This is a genomic window from Oryzophilus luti (assembly GCF_059726245.1).
The window spans coordinates 2,910,074-2,933,300 of the sequence record NZ_AP040874.1; the positions used below are offsets into that span (position 1 = coordinate 2,910,074).

General features: G+C 62.2%; 14 protein-coding genes and 1 tRNA gene. 6 read left to right on the forward strand and 9 right to left on the reverse strand.

What is annotated here, in order from left to right; translation table 11 throughout:
* Nucleotides 1–30: 30 nt before the first annotated feature.
* Together AC6IZO_RS12415 and AC6IZO_RS12420 are read right to left on the reverse strand one after the other, a co-directional pair.
* Nucleotides 31–588 (reverse strand): PilZ domain-containing protein, encoded by a 558-nt coding sequence (locus AC6IZO_RS12415; protein ID WP_497805117.1) that lies wholly within the window; start codon nt 586–588, stop codon nt 31–33.
* 273 nt (nt 589–861) lie between these two features.
* Complete coding sequence (locus tag AC6IZO_RS12420; protein ID WP_497805118.1) at nt 862–2,310, reverse strand: aminoacyl-histidine dipeptidase; 1,449 nt, start codon at nt 2,308–2,310, stop codon at nt 862–864.
* A gap of 153 nt (nt 2,311–2,463) precedes the next feature.
* On the opposite strand from AC6IZO_RS12420, the gene AC6IZO_RS12425 reads away from it, so the two are divergent.
* Nucleotides 2,464–3,759 (forward strand): 4Fe-4S dicluster domain-containing protein, encoded by a 1,296-nt coding sequence (locus tag AC6IZO_RS12425; protein ID WP_497805119.1) that lies wholly within the window; start codon nt 2,464–2,466, stop codon nt 3,757–3,759.
* A gap of 70 nt (nt 3,760–3,829) precedes the next feature.
* Here AC6IZO_RS12425 and nagA read toward each other — a convergent pair whose 3' ends face one another.
* Together nagA and AC6IZO_RS12435 are read right to left on the reverse strand one after the other, a co-directional pair.
* Complete coding sequence (gene nagA, locus AC6IZO_RS12430) at nt 3,830–4,990, reverse strand: N-acetylglucosamine-6-phosphate deacetylase (RefSeq protein WP_497805120.1); 1,161 nt, start codon at nt 4,988–4,990, stop codon at nt 3,830–3,832.
* Between the two features lie 45 nt (nt 4,991–5,035).
* On the reverse strand, nt 5,036–5,464 hold the full coding sequence (locus AC6IZO_RS12435; RefSeq protein ID WP_497805121.1) for a DUF6526 family protein: 429 nt from the start codon (nt 5,462–5,464) through the stop codon (nt 5,036–5,038).
* Nucleotides 5,465–5,631: 167 nt separating this feature from the next.
* Here AC6IZO_RS12435 and AC6IZO_RS12440 point away from each other — a divergent pair.
* The 4 genes from AC6IZO_RS12440 to AC6IZO_RS12455 all read left to right on the forward strand — a co-directional run bounded on the left by AC6IZO_RS12440 (nt 5,632) and on the right by AC6IZO_RS12455 (nt 15,675).
* Nucleotides 5,632–5,725: transfer RNA gene (locus AC6IZO_RS12440), tRNA-Ser, on the forward strand.
* Nucleotides 5,726–6,520: 795 nt separating this feature from the next.
* Nucleotides 6,521–10,093 carry an Ig-like domain repeat protein gene (locus tag AC6IZO_RS12445; RefSeq protein ID WP_497805122.1) on the forward strand — a complete coding sequence of 1,191 codons (3,573 nt, stop codon included), beginning with the start codon at nt 6,521–6,523 and terminating at the stop codon, nt 10,091–10,093.
* Nucleotides 10,094–10,136: 43 nt separating this feature from the next.
* Nucleotides 10,137–13,520: an FG-GAP-like repeat-containing protein gene (locus AC6IZO_RS12450; protein WP_497805123.1), complete on the forward strand. Its 3,384-nt coding sequence runs from the start codon at nt 10,137–10,139 to the stop codon at nt 13,518–13,520.
* A gap of 175 nt (nt 13,521–13,695) precedes the next feature.
* Entirely contained in the window at nt 13,696–15,675 is a 1,980-nt protein-coding gene (locus AC6IZO_RS12455) for a winged helix-turn-helix domain-containing protein (protein ID WP_497805124.1), read from the forward strand.
* 49 nt (nt 15,676–15,724) lie between these two features.
* On the opposite strand, the gene otsB is transcribed toward AC6IZO_RS12455, so the two are convergent.
* Both otsB and AC6IZO_RS12465 read right to left on the reverse strand, forming a co-directional pair.
* The gene (gene otsB, locus AC6IZO_RS12460) at nt 15,725–16,522 is read right to left on the reverse strand and encodes a trehalose-phosphatase (RefSeq protein ID WP_497805125.1); all 798 of its coding nucleotides are present in this window, start codon (nt 16,520–16,522) and stop codon (nt 15,725–15,727) included.
* Entirely contained in the window at nt 16,519–18,771 is a 2,253-nt protein-coding gene (locus tag AC6IZO_RS12465; protein WP_497805126.1) for an alpha,alpha-trehalose-phosphate synthase (UDP-forming), read from the reverse strand. Before AC6IZO_RS12465 ends, otsB begins: the two co-directional genes overlap by 4 nt.
* 50 nt (nt 18,772–18,821) lie before the next feature.
* Here AC6IZO_RS12465 and AC6IZO_RS12470 point away from each other — a divergent pair, with 50 nt between their 5' ends.
* A complete protein-coding gene (locus AC6IZO_RS12470) occupies nt 18,822–20,588 on the forward strand; it encodes a glycoside hydrolase family 15 protein (RefSeq protein WP_497805127.1) in 1,767 nt (588 codons plus the stop codon).
* Between the two features lie 145 nt (nt 20,589–20,733).
* Here AC6IZO_RS12470 and AC6IZO_RS12475 read toward each other — a convergent pair whose 3' ends face one another.
* From AC6IZO_RS12475 to AC6IZO_RS12485, 3 genes are read right to left on the reverse strand one after another with little or no spacing between them, the layout of a single operon-like run.
* Nucleotides 20,734–21,780: a protein-glutamate methylesterase/protein-glutamine glutaminase gene (locus AC6IZO_RS12475; RefSeq protein ID WP_497805128.1), complete on the reverse strand. Its 1,047-nt coding sequence runs from the start codon at nt 21,778–21,780 to the stop codon at nt 20,734–20,736.
* 8 nt (nt 21,781–21,788) lie between these two features.
* On the reverse strand, nt 21,789–22,682 hold the full coding sequence (locus AC6IZO_RS12480; RefSeq protein WP_497805129.1) for a CheR family methyltransferase: 894 nt from the start codon (nt 22,680–22,682) through the stop codon (nt 21,789–21,791).
* Nucleotides 22,633–23,217 carry a chemotaxis protein CheW gene (locus tag AC6IZO_RS12485; RefSeq protein ID WP_497805130.1) on the reverse strand — a complete coding sequence of 195 codons (585 nt, stop codon included), beginning with the start codon at nt 23,215–23,217 and terminating at the stop codon, nt 22,633–22,635. The genes AC6IZO_RS12480 and AC6IZO_RS12485 overlap by 50 nt, the downstream gene beginning before the upstream one ends.
* Nucleotides 23,218–23,227: the final 10 nt, after the last annotated feature.

A 23,227-nucleotide genomic window follows, 5' to 3' on the forward strand; every position in this document is an offset into this window, starting at 1 on the left:
ACAAAAGCGCGGCGCGAAAGAGACGGGAGCCTATTGCTGCGCCAGGCGTCCGATGACCGATTGCAACAGCTTGAGGTCGGCCGGACGCACGGTGGTGAGCTGAATTCCCATGCCCTTTTCCGGAAGGCTGTTGCGCACCATGCCCTGTGCACGCACCTGCATGCCGAACAGCGAGAGCACCAGCCGCACCTCGGTATCGACGGCAAACGGATGGGGAGTTTCGATGAAGCAGCCGGTCATGCTGAGGTCGCGGAGCTTGCCGAAGACGGGGGTTATCTCGCCCATTTTCCAGATCTGCACACCGCGATCACAGGTGTAGCGCGGCGAGCAGCGCTGCTCGTTGGCAGCGGTTTCCGGCTTGGGAGGCTCATCCGCGGAATCGTCCGGCTTCGCGGAGATCGTCACCGGAAGGCACAGGTCGCGCACGTCCTCCTGGGTGGCCGATTCAACAGCCAGAGCAGCCTGGTTGTACAGCTTGCTGCCCTCTCCTCCAATCCACACCACACGGAAGCGAAGCCGCTTCACGCCGTAGACGACGGTGACCAGTTCGCCTTCCCTCCGCAGCAGGCCGCCATGCAGAACACGCATGCCATGTCTTGAAACATCGATGGTCTGTACTGTCTGCGAGTACCCCTGCCCATGTGAATCCAAGCCAGAGATACGTACGGGAACATTGATGGGTGTCCGCGTTTCTCCGCGCATGCACGCTCCTCGGCGCACACAGCATAGTGCGACAGTGCCGCCGGCGCAAAGAAACTTCACAGGTTCCACAAGAAAGATGGTTCACCATGTGGACACCCCCTGAAAAGAAAGCGGCGACCCGAAGGCCGCCGCCATGATTCTGCTGCTTCTTCCGAGTCGCTAGATCTTCTCCAGCACCGCGACCAGGAACTTCCAGAAGGTTTCCACCGTGGAGATCTGCGCGCGCTCGTGCGGGCTGTGCGGATGCTCGATCTGCGGGCCGAACGAGATGAGCTGCATTCCCGGGTACTGTGCGCCAATGACGCCGCACTCGAGTCCGGCGTGCATGGCAATCAACCGCGCCGGCTTGCCCACCACGTCCTTATAAATGGCGGTCAACTGGGTGACGATGTCGCTGTCCGGCTCCGGCTTCCAGCCCGGGTAGCCTTCCCCGTGCTCCACCTCAAAGCCCGCCAGTTTGCAGGCGGTGCCAACCAGACGCGCTGCCAGCATTTTGCTGGTGTCGATGGCGCTGCGCTGGCTGGTGACGATCTCCACCGCGCCGTCCTTGAATGTTGCGGTGGCAAAGTTGGTGGAATCCTGCACCAGTCCCGGAACGTCGGGGCTCATGGCAAGGATGCCGTGCGGGATGGTGGTGAACAACGCGATGACCTTCTTCGCGTCGGTTTCCGCCATTACGCGGGCCGGAATCGCCACTTTCTCCACCGAAATCTGCAGGCCCGGATCGAATCCGCCGAGGTCGACCTTGAACTCATTCTCAACCGCCGCGACGGCGGCCTTGAGAGCTGAACCCTTCGCCGGATCAACGACGACGATAGCCGAGGCCTCACGCGGAATGGCGTTGTGCGCACTGCCGCCCTTCAGCTCTGCCAGCTCGATTCCAGCCTTCTCCGCCGCCACCAGCAACGTGTTGCCGAGGATGCGCAGCGCGTTGCCGCGGCCGAGATGAATGTCGACGCCGGAGTGGCCGCCCTTGAGGCCGGAGACCTTGATGCGATAGGCGGCTTCGCCCTTGGGCGAACGCATGACGGGCGTGAGGCGGGCCTTGGTGCCGATGCCGCCGGCGCAACCGATACACAGCGTGCCGTCTTCCTCGCTGTCGAGGTTGAGATAGAACTTGGACTTCAGGATGCCGGGCTTGAACTCACTTGCGCCACGCAGCGTGGTCTCTTCTTCAATGGTGAAGACGAATTCAAGTGGGCCGTGCGCAATGTCCGTGCTGGACATAACGGCCAGCGCGGCTGCCACGCCAAGGCCGTTATCGGCGCCGAGCGTGGTGCCGTCGGCGTGAATGTAATCGCCGTCGCGGAGGATCTTGATGGGGTCGGTATCGAAGTTATGCGGCGTGCCTTCGTTCTTCTCGCACACCATGTCGAGGTGTCCCTGCAGCAGCGCAGGCGTCGCGTTCTCGCGGCCCGGACGCGCCGGCTTGCGGACGACGACGTTGCCGGCATGGTCGATGATCGTCTCCAGTCCCAGGCGCTTGGCTTCGCCCAGGATGAACTCACGCAGGGCGGCTTCCTTGGTCGAGGCGCGCGGAATCGCCGCCACGGCGTCGAAGTACTTCCACAAAACTTTCGGTTCAAGACCTTCCAGTGCAGGTGTCATTGCCACGCTCCCTTTCGTCATTGGTGCGACCCACCATGGTAACGCGCCACGGCCCCGCGAGGCGAGCACGACCGCCACGGGCCGCAATTTGTGATTGCGGTCACCGCGCCATGGCCCCAACTGGGCCAAAGATACTTATGGGAGGATCACCGGATGGCACACCATACCGCACGCGAAAGCTACCGCAAGTTGACCGAGCGGCTGAACCGCTTCCCGCAGGGTGCGCCGCCTTCGGAAACGCTCTACCAGATTCTCTCCGTACTGTTCAGCCCCGAAGAGGCGGAGCTGGTTTCACTGCTGCCCATCAAGCCGTTCCGCGTGGCAGCCGCCGCGCACGCATGGAAGAAGAGCGAGGCCGAGGCGGAAAAGATTCTCGACAATCTGGCCGACCGCGGCATGATTCTGGACACCACCACGCGCGAGGGCCGCACCTTTGTGATGCCACCGCCAATGGCCGGCTTCTTCGAGTTCTCGATGATGCGCATTGGCAACCAGTACGACCAGAAGCTGCTGGCTGAGCTGTTCTACCAGTACCTGAACGTCGAAGAAGAATTTGTGCGCGTGCTCTTTGCGGGCGGACCCACGCAGCTTGGGCGCACCTTTGTGAACGAGCCTGCACTGCCGGAAAACACCGTGCACGTGCTCGACTATGAGCGTGCCAGCCAGGTCATTCATACGGCGTCGCACATTGGCGTTGGCACCTGTTACTGCCGCCACAAAATGCAGCACCTCGGCCGCGCCTGCTCCGCGCCCATCGACATCTGCATGACCTTCAACTCCACCGCGCACTCGCTCATCAAGCACGGCATCGCCCGCCAGGTGGAGCCGGCAGAGTGCATGGAGCTGCTGGCCAAGGCTCAGCAGCACAACCTTGTGCAGTTTGGCGAGAACGTGCGCGAACAGGTCTCATTCATCTGCAACTGCTGCGGCTGCTGTTGCGAGGCCATGCTGGGCGCCAAGCGCTTTGCCTCGCTGAACCCAATTGCGACCACGAACTTTCTGCCTGAAGTGGACCGCGCAAAGTGCAATGGTTGCGGGCTGTGCGCGCAGGTGTGCCCTGTGGAAGCCATGGGCATGGTTTCCACCTGCGACCCGCACAAAGCCAACCGCAAAACCGCCAAGCTCGACGCAGGAGTTTGCCTTGGCTGCGGCGTGTGCGTGCGCACCTGCAAGCAGCAGGCGTTGAAGCTCACGCCGCGCGCCCAGCGCGTGCTGACGCCGGTGAGCACCGCACACCGAACCGTGCTGATGGCCATTGAGCGTGGCGGCCTGGAGAACCTCATCTTCGACAACCACGCGCTGGCCAGCCACCGCGCCATGGCCGCCATTCTCGGCGTGATTCTGAAGCTGCCGCCGCTGAAGCAGGCCATGGCCAGCAAGCAGATGAAGTCGCGCTACCTGGACCACCTGTTTGCTACGCACAACATGGCCAAGCCGCACGCGGATTAAGAGCACACCTCTCTCCTAATGGAAAAGGCATGGCCTCGGCCATGCCTTTCTCTTTCGATTCGCGATTCTGCTAGGCGCGGACAGCGTGTCCGGCGAGGAACGTCTGCATGATGGTGCCGTGCGCGGCAAAGATGTTGAAGTCGGCGCGGGCACCTGCGGCCAGCGCGCCAAGCTCCGGCTGGCGCAGCACGCGGGCCGGATTGGTGCTGGCCAGCGTCACAGCGTCGCGTAGCGGCCAGGCGGCAAACTCCATCACATTGTGCACAGCGCGGTCGAGCGTGAGCACGCTGCCGGCGAGCTTGCCATCGGCCTCCGCGCGCGGGCCGCGCACGGTCACGTCAAACTCTCCGAGACGGTAGACGCCATCGGGCATGCCGGTGGCGCTCATCGCGTCGGTCACCAGCACGGCACGCTCGCGCCCCTTGGCACGCAGGAAAATCTTCACCACGCGGGGATCGACGTGCACGCCGTCGGCAATGATCTCGGTAAACAAGCGATCGTCGCTGAGCGCAACGCCGAGCACGTTGGGGGCACGGTGCTCCAGCCCTCGCATGGCGTTGAAAGCGTGCGTGACGTGCGTGGCACCGGCGGCAATGGCGGCTTCGGCGTCGGCAGCCGTGCCGTCCGTGTGCCCGATGCTGACGGTGATGCCGCGCGCAACTGCGGCACGAATGACCTCAAGCGCGCCGGGCAACTCGGGTGCCATGGTGATGAGCTTCAGATGTCCGCGGGCGGCGATGGCGTAACGATCCAGCAGCTCGAGCGTGGGGTTCACCACGTGCTCTCGGGGATGCACGCCGCGGCGCGCAGAACTGATGCAGGGGCCTTCCAGATGGATGCCAATGGGGCGTGCCAGAGCGGCGTCCGCCGGCCAGGCATCAAGCTGCTCGGCCAACCGCGCCACGGCATCTTCCAGCACAGTGGGCGCAGCGGTGACGGTGGTGGCCAGAAAATTCGCCACACCGCGCGAGGCAAGAAACACGGCCATGCGGCGCAGGCCGTCGTCGGTGCCCTGCATCACGTCGTAGCCTGCGGCCCCGTGAATATGAAGGTCGAGCAGACCGGGTCCGATGGCCGCGCCGTCGAAGTCGAGCACGCGGGCACCGACGGGGATCTCAACCTCGCTGCGCGCGCCCACGCGCACAATCACGCCGTCTTCTATAAGCAGCACGGGCGCGGTGATGCGCGTGTTGCCGCTGAACAGTTCCGCTGCGGTGATGGCCGTAATCACGTTCCGCCTCCGCCTGCGATTGTAGAACAGAGGAAGCCGTGCGGATCACACGCGCCAGTTATCGGCCCGCCAGTTCTGGATGGATTGCTTGATCTGCTTCGCGTCGAGCTGCGCGTTCATCGCGCGCCCGGCCAGCGCAGGCAGCTCGGCATCCGAGGCAAAGCGCAGCGCGATCAACTGCGCCTCGCTCAACTCGCCAATGCGGACGCGCAACGGCTCCGGCAACAGCGTTGCCAAGCGCAACCGCTCCTCCAGGCGGATCACACGATCCTGCACCTTCAGAGCATAGAGCCGGATTTTGAAGGCAAGAATGACGGCGGCGGTGGCCAGCAGCAGCGCCGCCAGCGAGTGCCAGCTGGGCCACATCACCACGTGCACCAGTGCGGCAACAAACGCCACCAGTACGACCGGAATTGCAAAGTAGTGGTAGGGCGCGTCCGTGCGCGCGTGATTGGCATAGTTCTGTTCGGCCATGTCTCCTCCCAATGGCAAGCAGGGTAACTGGCCGGAAGAAATGCCGCAACTCTTGCGGCAATTTGCTCGACGACCGGGGCATCCGGCAGTGTTCCACAGGATTTTTCGGAAGCATTCGCCAGATACGCCCTCTTCCGTTATAATCACAAACAGCCGCAATACCTCGCGGAGAGGTGGCCGAGTGGCTGAAGGCGGCGGTTTGCTAAACCGTTGTACGGCCTTAAAGCTGTACCGGGGGTTCGAATCCCCCCCTCTCCGCCAGTCCTACCCTTTTCAATCTCTTACAAGAAAAATGAGATGCTGGACGCGCTGAAGCGTGTCGTGGGCGATTTGGTGTCCGATTGGCATCAATCGGATCCTGCCTTCCAATGCTTCCTGCCCCAGACTGTGTTGGCTCCTGCGCGCCGCGCCTCATGGCGGCAGTAAAACGGACACTCCGAACTATCTCCGTCCCCCGCCTAGTATTCATCTCTACAATGGCGTTTCACGAAGCTCATCGAGTTGCCGCCTCAGCGCGTACGCTCTGCCGCCCTATGGAAGCGGCCCCGAGGGGCAGCCGAGAAGGTACTGCCGGCTGTTTGACCTGCGGAGGATCGGTCATCCACAAGACGAAGCGGCGACTTTTGGGGTTTGTCTCTGTGGCATCGGATACTCTAGGCCGAAAAACGGCGTGAAAAGGCGGATGAGGAAAGCGCGTTTCCGCAAGAAGCCTCGTGATGGAAGTAGCTCCATATCAACAGGTTAGAAAGATATAAAAAACATACATTAAAACTGCAATGCGGTGATTGCGCACAGCGGCGATCAGGCACAGAGTGTGACCACACAAAACAGTAAGCGGAGCCGGATCGACGGGGGCAACGATTCCGCCGGCCAGCACGCACAACGACACAGACGACAACCAAAGAAGATGATATGAGTGGCTCGCTGTCAGGGTGGCAGCGTCATTCAGTCCTTCACCGTTTTTCCAGAGTTCTGGCCAAGTAGTCGATGGAGCGAAGATTGAAATCCATTACGAATTGCATATTCCGTTGGTTGGGGACGTGGATCTTCTCAACCTTGCTTCTATGCATCTGCGGATGGGCGCAGGTTTCCGTGCCGCATATCACCGTCAAGCCGCGCATCACGCAAGCGGTGGTTGAGAATAACCTGACAACATTGAAGGGCACTACGCGCGTGGCGCAGATGGCCACGGCGGACGGCGGCGCCGTCGCCGATGGCCAGGCCCTGCAGAGCATGATTCTTCTGCTGCAGCCGAGCGCAGAGCAGCAGGCGGCGCTGAAGGCTTTGGTAGCGCAGCAGTACGACAAATCATCACCTTATTATCACCAATGGTTGACGCCCTCGGAGTTTGGCGCCACCTACGGGTTGTCGGATTCCGACCTTCTGGTGCTCTCCACCTGGCTGAAAGGCCACGGCTTGTCGGTGGACCAGATTTCGGCGGGTAAGAATGTCATCGTATTCTCCGGCAGCCACGCCCAGTTCCAGGCGGCGTTCCACACCACGTTGCACAAGTACACGGTGGGCGGCGTTGAGTTGGTCGCCAACAGTTCCGATCCGCAGATTCCGGCGGCGCTCGCCTCGGTCGTCAAGGGCGTGGTCTCGCTGACCAGCATCCGCAAGGTTGGCCAGCACACAGACCTCGGCGACGTCTACGTGGACAAGAAGACGCGCGAAGTTTCCGTGCCTTCGTCGAACACCATTCTGCCTACCAAGGCTATCAGCAAGGTCGGCGGCGACTCGCCCGCCAGCGGAGTTTCCGCAAACACCACGCTGACCGGCAGCACCACCACATATCACGTGGTCTCCCCCTACGACTTTGCGACCATCTACAACCTGAAGTCCCTGTGGGACTCCGGCATTGATGGCAGCAACCAGAAGATTGCCATCATCGGCCGCTCGCGCGTGCGCCCTGCCGATGTGGATTACTTCCGCAGCGAGTTTGGACTGCCCGCGACGAAGATGAACACGATCCTGGCCGGTCCCGATCCGGGCTACTCCGCCGATGAAGCGGAGAACGCGCTGGACGTGCAGTGGTCGGGCGCCGTGGCGCGCAACGCCACCATCGACCTGGTGGTCGCCGGCAGCAGCTACACCACGGACGGCGTGGACCTGGCCGCGCTCTATGCGGTAAACAACAACATCGCGCCGATCATCAACGTGAGCTATGGCTCCTGCGAAGCCGGGCTCGGCGAATCGGGCAACGCCTTCTACTACTACCTGTGGCAGCAGGCTGCGGCGCAGGGCCAGAGCGTCTTTGTTGCCAGTGGCGACGCCGGAGCGGCCACCTGCGATCAGGGCGCGTCGTATGCCTCGAACGGCCTGAGCGTCAACGGACTGGCTTCGACACCGTACAACGTGGCGGTCGGCGGCACGGACTTCTACGGCAACTATCTCTCCGGCTCCAGCACCTACTGGTCGAGCACGAACGACTCGAACATGGCGTCGGCACTGTCCTATATTCCTGAATCCTCCTGGGACGATACCTGCGCCAATCCGCTGGTGCAGCAGGCACTGGTCAACAAAGGCTATGCCGGCAGCACCCCGGCGCTGATGTGCAACAACTCCTCCATCCGCTACACCTCGTACTTTGGCGTGGTGGGCGCGGGTGGCGGCGCCAGCAATTGCCTTTCGAGCACCGATGGCACCATTGCGGGTTGCACCGGCGGCTATCCACGGCCGTCGTGGCAGACGGGCGTTGCCGGACTGCCGGATAACACCGTGCGCAACCTGCCAGACGTTTCGCTGTTTGCGGCCGACGGCATCTTCGGCTCCTTCTACATCTATTGCCGCAGTGACGTCACTGTCTCCGGCACCTGCGATCTGAGCTCGATCTCAAACCTGCAGGGCGCTGGCGGCACGTCGTTCGCGTCTCCGGCATTTGCGGGCGTCATGGCGCTCATCAACCAGTCGGCCGGCAGCACGCAGGGCAACCCCAACCCCATCTTCTACAAGATGGCGGCCACGCAGTACGCGAGCGGCACCAGTTGCTCCTCCAGCTCTTCCATTCCGGATAGCAGCTGCATCTTCCATGACGTGGACCTCGGCTCGAACTCCGTGGTCTGCTACAAGAACACGCCAAACTGCACGCGGCCAACCACCACGAGCACCTGGGGCACCACCGATGGCTACAGCACGGGCACTGGCTATGATTTGGCCAGCGGCCTCGGCTCGGTCGATATCTACAACCTGGTGAGCCACTGGAACACGACGGCCAGCACGCTTACGGCTTCCAACACCACGCTGACCGTGACGGGCAGCACCACGGCCACCTACGGCACTGGCATTGCGGGTACGGTTGCAGTCGCTGGCGCTTCCAGCACCTCCAGCGTTCCAACCGGCGACGTGGCGCTCATGACCACCAGCAGCACGCCGGACTGGGCGACGGAAGAAACCGTGACGCTCAGCAACGGCAGCGCGCCGGTCAGCATGGCCTTCCTGCCAGTCGGCACCTACTCCATCTACGCGCGCTATGGCGGCGACGAGAACTTCGCGGCCAGCACGTCCACCAGCGCCAGCGTCACCATCAACAAGGCAGCGAGCACGATTGCGGTTTCCGCCAGCCGCAGCACGCTTGGCACGGGGCAAAGCTCCACGCTGACGGCGACGGTTTCCGCCGCTGGCACGGGCCTGCCGCCCACTGGCACCGTCACCTTCACCAACAGCACCACGGGCACTGTGCTCGGCACGGCCACGCTCACCGCAGTGAGCTACCCGGTCAGCACCGCCCAGCTCAACATTCCGGCAACCGGCCTGCAGAATGGCAGCAACACCATCGCCATCAGCTACGCCGGTGACGACAATTACAAGTCCTCCTCCAACAGCACCAGCCTGACCTTTGCGGCACCCTTTGCGCTGACGCTCTCCAGCAGCTCGCTCTCCGTGGGCAGCACGGCGGGCAGCTCTGCGCAGAGCACGCTCACCATCAGCGGCGCCAACAGCGGCACGGCCACCTGGCCGATCTCGCTGAAGTGCACGGGGACGCTCCCGGCCGGAGCCGCCTGCAATGTCAGCACCAGCGTTCTGGCTTCCGGTGTGACCACCGCAACGGTTACGGTTTCCTACAGTCCGACGCTGGCACAGAACCGCGCGCTGCCCGGCAGCGGTGGAGCCATGCCGACCTCGCTTGCTCTGGGGCTCTCGGGCATGATGGTTGTCGGCATCTGTCTCTTCGGCCGCAAGCGCACCGTAAGGGCGGTCTTCACCTCCATGCTGGTTGTGGCGCTGCTGGCGCTGATTGCCTGCGGCGGAAGCAACCACACGACGTCGGTTGCACTTTCGGCGTCGTCTTCTTCCCTCACTTACGGCAACCCGGTAACGCTCACGGCGCAGGTCAGCAGCCTGGACAACAAGACTCCGTCCGGCTCCGTCAACTTCATCGACACGCTGAGCGGCGCGAGCAGCACGCTGGGCTCGGCATCGCTCAGCGGCGGCTCCGCAACGTACACCATCAGCAAGCCCGCGCTGGGCAGCCATTCCTACACGGCTGTTTACAACGGAGATGGCGTGCACCCGGTCAGCACCTCGGCCGCTGCGGCCGTTGCCGTCAGCTACCAGACGAGCCTAGAAGTCAGCGCCACCGACGCCAGTGGCTACACCGTGACCGCGCCTTTGACGGTCACACTTCAGTAGGGGAGGAAGCGAGTTGAATAATCTTGCGAGAAACAACAACAGAATGAACCTTCAGCGTCAGCACGCCTGCTCCCTGATGTTCCTGTTGCTGCTGCTGTGCGTGGTTCCAGTGTTCGCACAGAAGGCGGCATATGACCCGAACTGGATGAAGAACGCTCCCAAGGGAGACGCAACGCCGTTGCTGGATGAGGTCTCGGCCAAGGCGGCTGCGGCGGCAGAAGCCTCAGGAGCCGCGACTGCCTCGGTCCGCACAACGCGGAGCACGGGCGTTCGCGCCGCAAGCACCACGCCAAGCTCCAACTTCAGCGGCTTCCAGACGGCGCCATACACACCGGCGCACATCTCGGGAGACAGCAACAAGATCTACGCAACGGTGGCCGCCGACTTCAATCAGGATGGGCATCTCGACGTGGTGCTCTTCTACGCCTCGTACAAGATGCTGGTGATGAACGGCGACGGGGCAGGAAACTTCACCGCTGGAACGTCGATGACCAACGTTGGCCTTGTGTACAAGGCAATTGCCGTCGACATGAACGGCGACGGGTACCCGGACATCGTGGCGCTGCAGACGGCGCCAAGCTATATGGGCACCCCGGTGGTCTTCATTAACAAAAAGGATGGAACCTTTGCCGCTCCGGTTTCCGTCAAACCCGGCACAACGTTCCACTCTCTGAACGGCATCTACTCCGGCGTGCAGGATTTCGCCGTCTACGACGTGAACGGCGACGGCCATCCCGATGTTGTGATGGTCTCCATCGGCACGCAGGACATACAGACCTACACCAACCTGATCGTGGAAACGGTTCTCAACAACGGCGACGGCACTTTTACGCCCGCCAGCGCCATTGAGACCGATACCACCGTGGATGCCAAGCCGATGATGGGCTGGGGCAACGCAGTAGAAGTTAAGTCCATCAACGGAACGCCGACGGTGGTCTTCCCGCTGTCATGGTCGAGCCCGTCATACCGCACCAAGATTTATGAGGTCCCGCTGGCCTCCACTGGCAGCGCGAACTTCAGTGCGGCGCAGATATCCGACATTGGTCAGATATTCAGTGGCCAGTTCGCGGTCTTTATGCAGTTTGCCGACCTCAACGGCGACGGCATCGATGACCTGATCTTCAACAACTGCAACGGCTACATCTATGTGGCGCTGGGCAACTCCGACGGCACATACGCTGCGGCCAACAATGTCATTTCTGCACAGTATGCGGTCAAGACGGCGGTCATCAAAGTGGCCGACATTGACGGGGATGGCAACCTTGACCTCGTGGTTCCGGGTGGCTCGGTGCTGGAGGTTTTCCCCGGCAACGGCGACGGAACCTTCAACGCTCCGAAGCAGTCCTATGTGGAAGGCGCGGGCTTTATCTCGCTCTCCGGCCTCACCGTTCCGGAAATTTCTCCGATGGTGGAGGACTGGGATGGAGACGGCAAACTCGATGTGCTGTATCCGGACATCACGCAGCGCACGTTGAGCCTGCTGCGTGGCCGTGGCGATGGTTCATTCGTTGCCGCTCCGGCTGTCTTCATCGGTCCGGACAGCGAAATCCCAACCAATACCGCGATCATCTACAACGTGCTCGACCTGGACGGCAACGGCACGCAGGATGTGCTTGCCTATACGCCGTATGGCCTGGCAACAGGCTTTAACGACGGCAAGGGCAACTTCACCTTCAAGGCGTCCGTACCCGTCGCCAGCATGTCGTCCATCCCCGCGGTCCACGCGGACTTCAACAATGACGGCAAAGCTGACACGGTGTTGATCACCGCCGATTCGTCCTACCACTACCATCCGTGGGTGGTGCTCTCGAACGGCGATGGAACTTTCAACACGACCGAAGTGAGCCTTCCTTACGCGCAGCTCTCCTCCCCCAAGGTGCAACTGGCGGACCTGAACGGAGACGGGTATGCCGACATGGTTCTGTCGGTCTACAACTACTCCACCAACATGTACGGCTTCTACACGTTCTTTAATGACAAACTCGGCAACCTGACGGCGGGTTCGTTCGTCAGCACCGGCAGCACCTCCACCACGGGCACGGTGTACGCGCTGCACGTGAAGGACGTGAACGGTGACGGCTATCCTGACGTGATCGTCTGCTACGGCAGCTACTCGGCCACAACAATTGCCGTGTACCTGAACCCGGGCAACGGCAACTTCACTGCGGTGACGCCGATCGCGATTCCCAACTTTACCTATCCGACGGGCCTGATCTACTCGGCAGACCTGAACGGTGACGGCAAACTGGATCTCGTGCTTGGCGTGCAGTCGGGCAGCTACACGGGCCTGTATACGGCGCTCGGCGATGGTGCAGGCAACTTTGCCACGCCAACCGCTGTGACCCGTGCCTATGTGCCGTATGCCATCGCGGTAGAGGACCTCAACAATGACGGGGTGCCGGACATCGCTGCCGTCAATTACGAATCGAGCTTTACCGACGCAACCGATGCCGTGATGGGCGTAAACATCCACCGCGGCCTTGGGGATGGCACCTTCGCCGCGCCGGTGAACTTCAACGTCTATCCGTCGAGCGGCCTGTTGCTGCCGATTGACCTGGCAGGCACCGGCGTCAAGAGCCTGTTCACGTATTCCAGCTATGGCAGCACGCTGCTGGAGAACAAGGGCGGCTCCTCACTGACGGTGAGCACTTCGGCCTCCGCCATTTCCTACGGTGGCAGCGTGACCATTGCGGCCAGCGTGATGCCGCGTGTCGCCAGCAGCGGCGTTGCAACCGGAACCATCACCTTCTACGAGAACGGCGCAGCGGTTTCCACGGCCACGCTGGACGCGACGGGCACGGCCTATTACACGGCCAGCGGCCTGTCGGCGGGGACCTACACGTTCACTGCCAGCTACGCCGGGGACACCGTCTACACCGCGAATTCGGTGGCCAACACAGTCTCGGTGACGGTCAACGCCGTGACCGCAGCCTTCACCATGAGCAACAGCAACACGACGCTCACGGTGCAGCGCGGCGGCACGGTCAGCACCACGCTGAACTTTGCGGCCAACGCATCCTTTAACGGTACGGTTTCCCTGAGCTGCTCCGGCCTGCCGGACTACGCAAGCTGCAGCTTCAGCCAGCAGAAACTGACTTTGACGCCGGGTTCGACGGCCAGCACGACGCTGACCATCAACACCGCGAACTCGACGGCCTCGGCCGCGCACACGGCTCCGATGGGCTGGATGGGTGCCGGACTTTGCTTCGGAACCCTGCTGATTCCGGTCTTCGGCGGACGCCGCAGCCGGAAGCTGCTGGCCGTGGCAATGCTGTCGGCCTTCGCGGCGCTGGCGATGATGTCCGGTTGCAGCGGCGGCGGAACCAAGGCCTCCACGCCCGGATCGTACTCGGTGACGGTGACGGCCACGCCGTCCAACTCCGCTGCCAGTCAGTCGTCCACCATCTTTGTAAAAGTCAATCCCTAAGCTGTCTCACAACTCTCGCCCTGTGCGGAACACTCCGCACAGGGCTTTTTTGTTTGGGGGCACCCAGCCGGCGCTGCACGGCGCGGGCGGGCCGGTAGTGTACACTCATATTCCATCAGGAGGGGCACAACCCCAACCGGCCGAGCATGCAGGCCGAAGGGCTCATACGGCAGAGATGAACGGACGCAGCAACGAATCGCCCGGCCCAGTCTACTCATTTGACGAGTTTGTGTTCGACGGCTTCAGCCGCGAACTGTGGCGGGAAGACTTGCGTTTCCAGCTTCCAGAACAGGAAGCCAAACTCTTTGCGTACCTGCTCGAACATGCCAACCAGGTTGTTTCCCGCGAGCAACTGACCCGCGCACTCTGGGAAGACAGCGTTCCATTTGACGCCGACCGCGCCATAAACAACGTCATCAGCCGCCTACGCCGCTACCTGCGCGACGATGCGCGCGATCCGCGCTATATACGGACACTTCCCAAGCTCGGCTACCGATTCACAACGGAGAGTGCCGTGCAGGTGCGCCAAGCCTTGTCGCCGTCCTCCGCACTGCCAGCTTCCGTGGACGCTGGTGCCGCCGTGCCGGTGGAGAGTGCCGCAGAACCACACGCTCCATCAGCAGAGCCGAAACCTTCTGCTCTCCCCGCCGCCTCGCGCCGCAAAAGATACCTGGCCGTCGCACTCAGTGCAATCGTGCTGGCTGCAATTTTTGCGTTCCTGGCCACCCGGTATTGGAGGCACACGGAGACCGGGCCGTATGTAATCGGCATCCTGCCGCTGTCGACGTCCGACCCCGATTCCAGCGTGCTTGCAGAGAGCCTGCGTCTCGAATTGATTGAGGCTGTGGCGCAGCTTCCGCAGGTGGAAGAGCGCGCCGCCAATTCGCTCACCGGCATCCAAGTGACACCTGCGACAGACTTGAAGAAGATTGCGCAGGAGATGCACCTGACCTACCTCATCATCGGCACCATGAAGTTGCAGGGCGACCAGTTTGAGGTGCGGCTGGAGCTGGTTCGGGGCCGCGACGCGGTGCACCTTGCGTCGTTCGTCTACCGCGGAGACCGTAAGACACTGCCCACGGTGCCCAGCCGGTTCCGGGAGGAACTCTACCCGGCGCTGGGAACCGCGCGCACGGCGCAGAGCCTGCATGGCAGCACGAACAATCCGCAGGCATATGAGCTGTACCTGCGCGCCAACCACGATCTGGCGGAGCGAAGTCTCGAATCGCTGGAGCGGGCAAAAAATGGCTTTCAGCAGGCCATCCAACTGGACCCCATGTTCGCTTCAGCCTATGCCGGATTGGGGGAAGTTCACCTGGTTCTGGCCAACTACAGCGACACGAAGGAATCCTTCGCAGCTCTGGCTGAGGCAGAGCGCTATGCACTTTCGGCGATCCACTACAACAGTGAGAGTCCGCTGGCGCACTCGGTGCTCGGGCTGGCCTACCTTGAGGCGCATTGGGACGTTCCCCTGGCGGAGCAGCAACTGCGGAAGGCCGTGGAACTCGACGGCGGATCGGCGGCCCACCACATGCGACTTGCCGTGCTGCTGGCAGATTCCGGCCGCACCCGCGAGGCACTCAGCGAAGTGGACCTCGCGCACCAGATCGATCCTCTGTGGGGCGTTGTATACGGAACCGATATGTATGTTTCGATCGCCGCGCGCAACTATCCCCGGGCCGTTGCCGATGGACAGGCGCTGGTGCACGCGCGTCCGGAGTGGGGCCGCGCCTATTCACAACTGGGCTGGGCCCTCTGGTATGCCGGGAACAAAGAAGATGCTGTCCTGAACTGGCAGAAAGCAGCCAGGCTGCAGAGCGACGATTTCAGCCTGCGTCTTGAGACAGAGGGGCTGGAAGTGCTGCGCAAGCGGGGCGCGCAGGATTACGCACGCTACAAACTCGCATCGATTCTCAAGAATCAAGAAGGTCGGAAACGCAAGGACTCCGATTTTGTTGAAGCCGAGTGGCAGGCGTTCGCCGGTAATGAACAGGCCTCGCTCGATTCCATTGACGCGCTGGTGAACGAACACAGCCCGGAAGCCTTGAAGCTCGGCGTCAATCCCGCCTATGATTTCCTCGCACAATCTCCGCGCTTTCAGGCCCTGGTTCGCAAAGTTGGCGTATTTCACACGGAAGCCAACAAGGGCAGCTAGCTCCGTCGTTCCGGACAGATATCCTCATTTGATACGCAGTACACAGGCGTCAATCCGGGCGCTCTGCCATTCGGGCTTGCTTCTGAGCCGAAGGCCGCATCGTACGATTGACCGCTGACCGCTTGCTGCGTGACAGGCTCGCCATAAGCTGGTCTACTTCCGTTTGCCCCCGAAGATAGAACTGAGCCGCTGAATGCCGGTTGGCTCCGACCCTGACGGCGACCAGGTTGCCGCCAATCGCAAACGCCGCCTCGTCATTGTCATCATCGCCGACATACAACACCCAGTCGCATTGCAGACGGTCGCGTTGTGCCGCCAGCGCCGTGCCCTTGTTGGGGGCGTTGACCGGAGCGATGTTGACCACCTGCTTTCCACCGAAGATGTGCGCGTGGCTCAAGCTCTGCGCTGCCTGCAGGATTCGCGCATGCACTGCGCGCTTCCGCTGCGCTTGACGGTAATGGACCGCGAGTGAGAAGCCTTTGTCTTCCACCCACACGCCCGGAAGGTCCGCGAGCTGCGTCGCCAGTATGGTTCGCCATGAGCGGATGAGCGCATGGGGCTCGCGGGCGGCCTCTGTCTCGGCCCCGTGGTTGCCGATGATGGCGCGTAGCGGTACGCCCTGGAGCATTCCGGTGATGTCTCGCCGGGCGCGTCCGGAGATGACAATGCAGGGGAAGCGTTCGCACAACTTCGCCAGCAGTGCCAGCGTACGGCGTCGCGGCCGAACCCTGCTCGGGTGGGTCGCAATCGGCGCCAGCGTACCGTCAAAATCAAAGGCGCACAGCGTTCGCTCGCTCTTCAGCTTCTCCAGAATTGGAAGCGCTGTCTTCGCCAGAATGTATTTCACAGTGCCCTGCCCGAATTCGTCTCGTGGCGATTGCTCAGTCTTCCTGAGACGCGTTCCTGGCTGCGCAGCCGTGCCGCATCCACCAGCATTCTGCCGGCCCAGCGGTACACATTGAATTGCTTCAGGAGCGAGCGCATGGCCCACATGCGGTCCCGCTGCTCACTTTCCGGCATCTTCAGCGCAAAGTCCATCGCCTCGCTGCTTGCTTCAAGGTCATACGGATTAACCACGAGCGCCTCGGTCAGCTCGCGCGCGGCACCGGTGAACTCGCTCAGGATGAGCACGCCCTTCAGATCGGTGCGCGCCGCCACAAATTCCTTCGCCACCAGGTTCATGCCGTCATGCAGGCTGCTGACGTAGCACAGATCGGCGGCGCGATAGTAGCGGAAGACCTCCGGCGGCTCGTGGTGCGAGCGCAGCAGGATGATCGGGCGATAGTCGTCGGTGCAGAAGCGCTGGTTGATACGCGCCGACAACTGCTCCACCGCCTCATTCAACTCGCGATAGCGCGCAATCTTGGTACGGCTCGGCGCGGCCAGTTGCGCAAAGCTTAACCGTCCCCGGTACTCGGGATGATTTTCGAGCAGGGCCTCCACGGCGAGCAGGCGCTCTTCAATTCCCTTGGTGTAATCGAGGCGGTCGATGCCAATGCCGAGGAGCGCATCCGGCTTCAGGTGAAGGTCTCGCCACACCTGGGCGCGGCACTCTTCCACGCTGGGCGACTGCTCCGCCCAGTGCACCGGCCACTCAATGGAAATCGGGTACGGTCGCACGAGCGTGCGACGTCCCTGCCGAACAACGGCGTTCTGCTCGCGGTCAATTCGTGTCTCCAGGTAGCGGTCCACCGATTCCAGAAAATTGTTGCAGTGCAACTGGGTGTGGAACCCGAGGATGCTGCTGCCAAGCAGCCCCTCCAGCAGCTCATTGCGCCACGGGCAGATGCCGATGCGCTCGCCGTTGGGCCACGGAATATGCCAGAACATGAGCACCGTCGCCGAAGGCAGTTTCTCGCGGATCATCGCCGGGGCCAGTGCAAAGTGATAATCCTGCACCAGAATGATCGGATCCTTGGAGTCAACCTCATTGCATACGGCGTCGGCGAATTTCTGGTTCACGGCCTTGTACTGCCGCCAGTCTTCGGCGCGGAAGATGGGGCGCGCATGGGCCACGTGGCACAACGGCCACAAACCTTCGTTGGAGAACCCGTAGTAGTATCCCTGCTGCTCCTCGTCGGAGAGCCAGACGCGGCGGACAAGATACGACTCTTCACCCGGCGGAACGCTCACATGGTCGTTGCGGTCGACCGTCGCGCGGTCGGCGCTGCCGCTGCCATGCGCCACCCACACGCCGCTGCATGCGCGCATCACCGGCTCCAGAGCGGTCACCAGGCCGCTGGCCGGGTGCTGCACGGTAATACTGCCATCGGCGGTGTGCTGATGGATGTAGGGCTCGCGGTTGGCGAGAATCACGATCTTCTCTCCGTGGAGATGGCGGTTCATCGTCTGCCGCAAGCGGTCCGCAGTCCAGGCGTCGGGAGAGTCCTCCCGCTCGGCGTCCATGCGCGTCATCAGCTCACGCACGTCGTTCAGAATCGGCTGGAATTCCTGACTATGTTTTCGGTTCCCGCGCAACATGCCGCGCAATTCGCCGCTCCAATCGGAGCGAACGCCGCGCGCGATGATCAATGGCACGCCGAACGCCACCAGCGCGAGCAGGCAGAACGCGCCGAGCAAGAAATTCTGCGCACGCGCCTCGCGGCGGTCAATGTACCCAAGGTCGTGCACAAGAATCACGAACCCCAGCTCCTCGCCCTGCATCTCTACTGGCATGGCGCTGACCAGCACACGGCCGGTGGGCAGTGCGGCAACGTTATTCCAGACGCGGAATTCGCCGTACTTGGACTTGGCACCGTCGAGATCGCCGCGCAGGCGGGTGCCGACTTCCGTGCAGCCGAATTCAGCGGGAAAACCTCCGGTGCTGGCGCGCTGCTTCAGGTCGCTGCCGCAGGCCGTTACGCCAAGCACGCGCTCATCGCGAGCCAGGATTGCAAGTTGTGCCTGGAGACTTGCGGGCGCCGACCAGGCGTCGGCCAGCGACTGCCGGGCACCGGCCAGAACCAATTCCGCGCGCGAGCTGACATCATGCTCGAACCAGCGCTGCACCGTGGTCTCTATGACGCCGGAGGCCGCCCAGGTTAACAGCGCAAGTCCGATGAGCAGGGCGAGAATGAAGCGGGCTACTCGTGTCATACTTATATTGAACCACACTAAAGTGCCATACGGAGCCAAAGGGGTGCCGGATGAGGCTTGAGGACCTGGGACTGATCGGTAACTGCCAGTTTTCCGCGCTGATCCACAAGAGCGGCGAGGTCGTCTGGTGCTGCCTGCCAAGATTTGATTCCGATCCGGTGTTTTCGACGCTTTTGGATGAAGAAAATGGCGGCCGATTCCGCATTGCGCCCGCCAGCGGAAAGCTGGGCGAGCAGAGCTACCGCGCTAACACGAACATTCTGGAGACGGTGTTCCATACCGAATCCGGCTCATTCAAGATCATCGACTTTGCCCCGCGCTTCATGCACTACAACCGCGCCTTCCTGCCCGTGCAGCTCTACCGCATCATTGAGCCGCTGGAGGGAACGCCGCGTATCACCGTCGACTGCGACCCGAGGCTGGGCTGGACACAGAAGGCTCCGACGCGGCTGCAAGGCTCGCACCACGTTCGCTTCGAGGGCTTTGACAGCCAGTTGCGGCTGACCACCGACATTCCGCTTTCCTATCTGGATGGCCGCCCGTTTACGTTGACCGGACGGCGCCATCTGATCCTGGCCTGGGGCGCTCCCATTGAGGAGCCGTTGACGCCGCTGTGCGAACGCTTTCTGAATGAGACCACGCGTTACTGGGAGCAGTGGGTCAAACGCTGCGACATTCCTCCGCTCTTTCAGCAAGAGGTCATTCGCTCGGCCCTGACCCTGAAGCTGCACTGCTTTGAGGACACCGGCGCGATCATCGCGGCCATGACGACTTCGATTCCGGAGTCTCCGGGAAGCGGCCGCAACTGGGACTACCGTTATTGCTGGCTGCGCGACTCCTACTACGTGCTGAGCGCGTTTGGGCTGCTGGGTCAGTATGAAGAGCGTGAGAACTTTGTGCAGTTTCTGCTGAACCTGGCTGGCGGCGCGCGGAACCTGAATCTCTCGCCGCTCTATCGCGTGGACGGCTCCCAGAGCCTTGAGGAGTCGATTCTTGACACCTGGCCCGGCTACAACGATGAGAAGCCGGTGCGCATCGGCAATGGCGCCGCGCCTCAATTGCAGCATGACATTTTTGGCGAAATGGTGCTGGCGCTCACGCCCATCTTTCTCGACGAACGGCTGAGTGCCGAACGCTCTCCCGAGGCGCTCAAGCTGGTGGAAGCGCTCACCCGCAAGGCCATCTCGGTTTCCGGCGTGCCCGATGCGGGCATCTGGGAATACCGCACCACTTGGAAGCCGCAGACCTTCTCCAGCCTGATGTGCTGGTCGGCGGCCGAGCGCATGACGCGCATTGCAGTCCTGCACGCGCCACAGCATGTTGCGGAATTCCGCGCGGCAGCCGAGCGCATCCATGGTGAGGTGCTGAAGCAATCATGGAATGAACCGCGCGGCAGTTTTGTGGGGCACTATGGCGGAGAGGACCTGGATGCTTCATTGCTGCAGATGGTGCGTCTGCGCTTTCTGCCGCCGCAGGATTCGCGCATCATCCGCACGGTCGACGCGATCCACAAGGACCTTTCCATGGAAGGCTGGCTCCAGCGCTACAGCCTGAACGATGGCTTCGGCAAGCCCTCGGTGGCGTTCGTCATCTGCACTTTCTGGCTGGTGGAGGCTCTGGCGGCTCTCGGCCGACGCGAGGAAGCACGCGAAGTGTTGCGCCGCGCCCAGAGCGCATTCTCCAGCCTCGGACTGCTCTCGGAGGATTACGACCCGAACACCTCGCGCATGTGGGGAAACTTCCCACAGACCTACTCGCATGTCGGCCTGATCCACGCGGCATTCGCGGTCTCGCCCCAATGGGCGGAGATCCTGTAGCGTCTCGCACGAGCATTGCGAAGATTTCGCCCGGGCCGAAGCACGATACTTTTCCGCGTGAGAATCACCGACATTTCGGAGGCCGCCCTCGCAAAGAGCGCGGCGACCGGAATGTGCGTGAGCGATTCGCGCAGCTGCGCGCCTCCTAACGCGGGAACGCGGCCTTGCGCGAAACAGCCATCACCAGCGCTTCAGGAATCCGCTGCAGAGACATCACATTGCTTTCGACAACGGCGCCACGGCGAATGGCTTCCTTGGCCATACCAAAGACAACGCTGCTGGCCTCATCCTGGGCAAAGGTGAGCGCGCCGCGCTGCTTCATCTGGAGCAGTCCGTTGGCCCCATCATCACCCATGCCGGTGAGGATGACGCCGATGGCGTTGGAGCCGGCCGAGGTAGCGGCGGATTCAAACAGCACGTCGGCACTGGGGCGGTGGCGGCACACCAGCGGGCCGTTGCTCACCTCCACAATGTAGTGCGCGCCGCTGCGGCGGATCATAGTGTGCATGTCACCCGGAGCGATGAGGACGCGGCCACTCATAATGCGGTCGCCGTCGGCGGCCTCCTTCACCAGCAGCTTGCTGTTGTCATTCAGATGACGCGCAAAAGCCGGAGTAAACGCCTTCGGCATGTGCTGCACCACGACCATGCCCGGCATGTTCACCGGCAACTGCTCCAAAAGGAACTGAACGGCCTCGGTGCCGCCGATGCTGGCGCCGATGGCGATGACCTGATCGGTGGTCTGCGCGAAAGGTAGGTGAGTTGCATCCAGCGGACGGGGAGCAGCGGTGGTTCGCGCACGCGGGCGCGCCTGTGCCGCTTCGCGCACGGTGTCCACTACGCCGGTGCCCATATCCTCGAGCGAGCTGCGCAAGTTGAGCTTGGGCTTTTCCATCACGGCCACCGCGCCTTCGCGCAGCGCGGTCAATGCCACTTCACTGCCCTTCTCCGCCAGGCTGGAACAGATCACCACAGGGATGGCGTCTTTGGCCATGAGCGTCCGCAGAAAGGTGATGCCATCCATGCGCGGCATCTCCACGTCCAGCAGAATTACATCCGGACGGAGGGTCTGCATCTTGGCCATGGCAATGATCGGATCGCTGGCACAGGTCACATTCATGCCCGCCTGCGTCAGCACCAACGTCATCACGTTGCGCACTACGGCTGAATCATCAACAACGAGTACTTCCACGTTCTACCTCACTTGCTTCCCGCGGGCGCATTGCTTGCAGGATTGCAGAGATACACATTCGGGACCGGACAACTGGTGCGCACATCCGCACCGTGCATGGTTTCTGCGTGTCCCAGGAACAGGTGTCCGCCTGGACGCAGCCGTGCAGCGAGAGCCGCGAGCACGCGCCGCCGGGTTTCCACCTGAAAATAGATCAGCACGTTACGGCAGAAGATTGCGTCGAAGCTACCTGTCACTTCGTGCATCTCTCCCACCAGGTTGGCGCGCTGGAAGCTGACACATGCCCGCAGCTCCGGACGCACCTTCATGGAGCCGGCGCTCTCGCGCTGCCCCTTCAGCATGTAGGCCTTCCGGTAGGCTTCGGGAATTTCCTCCGCCTTCTGGATGGGGTAGACCCCGGCCTGAGCCTTGGCCAGCACCCGCGTCGAAATATCGGAGGCAATCACCTCGAAGGTGAAGCCCTGCGTGTCGCGGAACGCATCGAGCACGGTCATCGCAATCGAATACGGTTCCTCGCCGCTGGAGCAAGCCGCACTCCAGATGCGCAGTTGCCGCGAACCACGGCTCTCGGCAACCGAGGCCTTCCACGCCGGGAGAAGACGATTGCGCAGGTACTCAAAGTGCACCGGCTCGCGGAAGAAGTGCGTCTCGTTGGTGCTGACCGCATCCAGCAGCAGACGCATTTCCTTCTCGCCGTGCTCGCGCACGTAGCGGTAGTACTTGCCGAACGACGTGAAGCCCAGCTCACGGAGACGCCGTACCAGGCGCCCAACCAGCAACGCGCGTTTTACATCCGACAGGAATATGCCGGCCTCGCGCTGGATGAGCGCCTGGAACTGCTGAAATTCAGCGTCAGTGATCGGATGGATCTCCGGAACAATCCGGGGAACTGCTGCTTCCATGCGAATCCTCTTCCGCTTGTGCTGGAGTTGCGACCTCATCCTCTGCGACCTGCGCCACACCGGAGACCTGTTGCAGCTCCTCCAGCGAAAGCACGCGGTCGACGTTGAGAATGAGGGCGAACTTCGCTCCCTGCCGGACCATGCCGAGCAGGTAGCTGGTATCCACCGGGGTACCGAACGAGGGCACGGCTTCCACCTCACTGGCCGGGAGCTCAAGCACCTGGTTCACCGAATCGGCAATCAGGCCCATCGTGGCCGTTTCGCCGTTGGAGGTCAGGTCAAGCACCACAATGCAGGTGGTGCGGGTGAGCGGACTCTCCGGCAACCCGAACTTCACCGCCAGGTCCAGCGTGGGCACCACGGTGCCGCGCAGGTTGATGACGCCGCGAATGAAGCTGGGCAATTTGGGCACGCGGGTAATGGCCGTGCATTCGATGATCTCGCGCACACGGTCAATGCCGATGGCATACTCCTCACCCGCCACCTGGAAGGTGAGGTACTGCTGCGTTGGTACAACAATCGTCTGCGTCGCCAAAGGCTTGCTC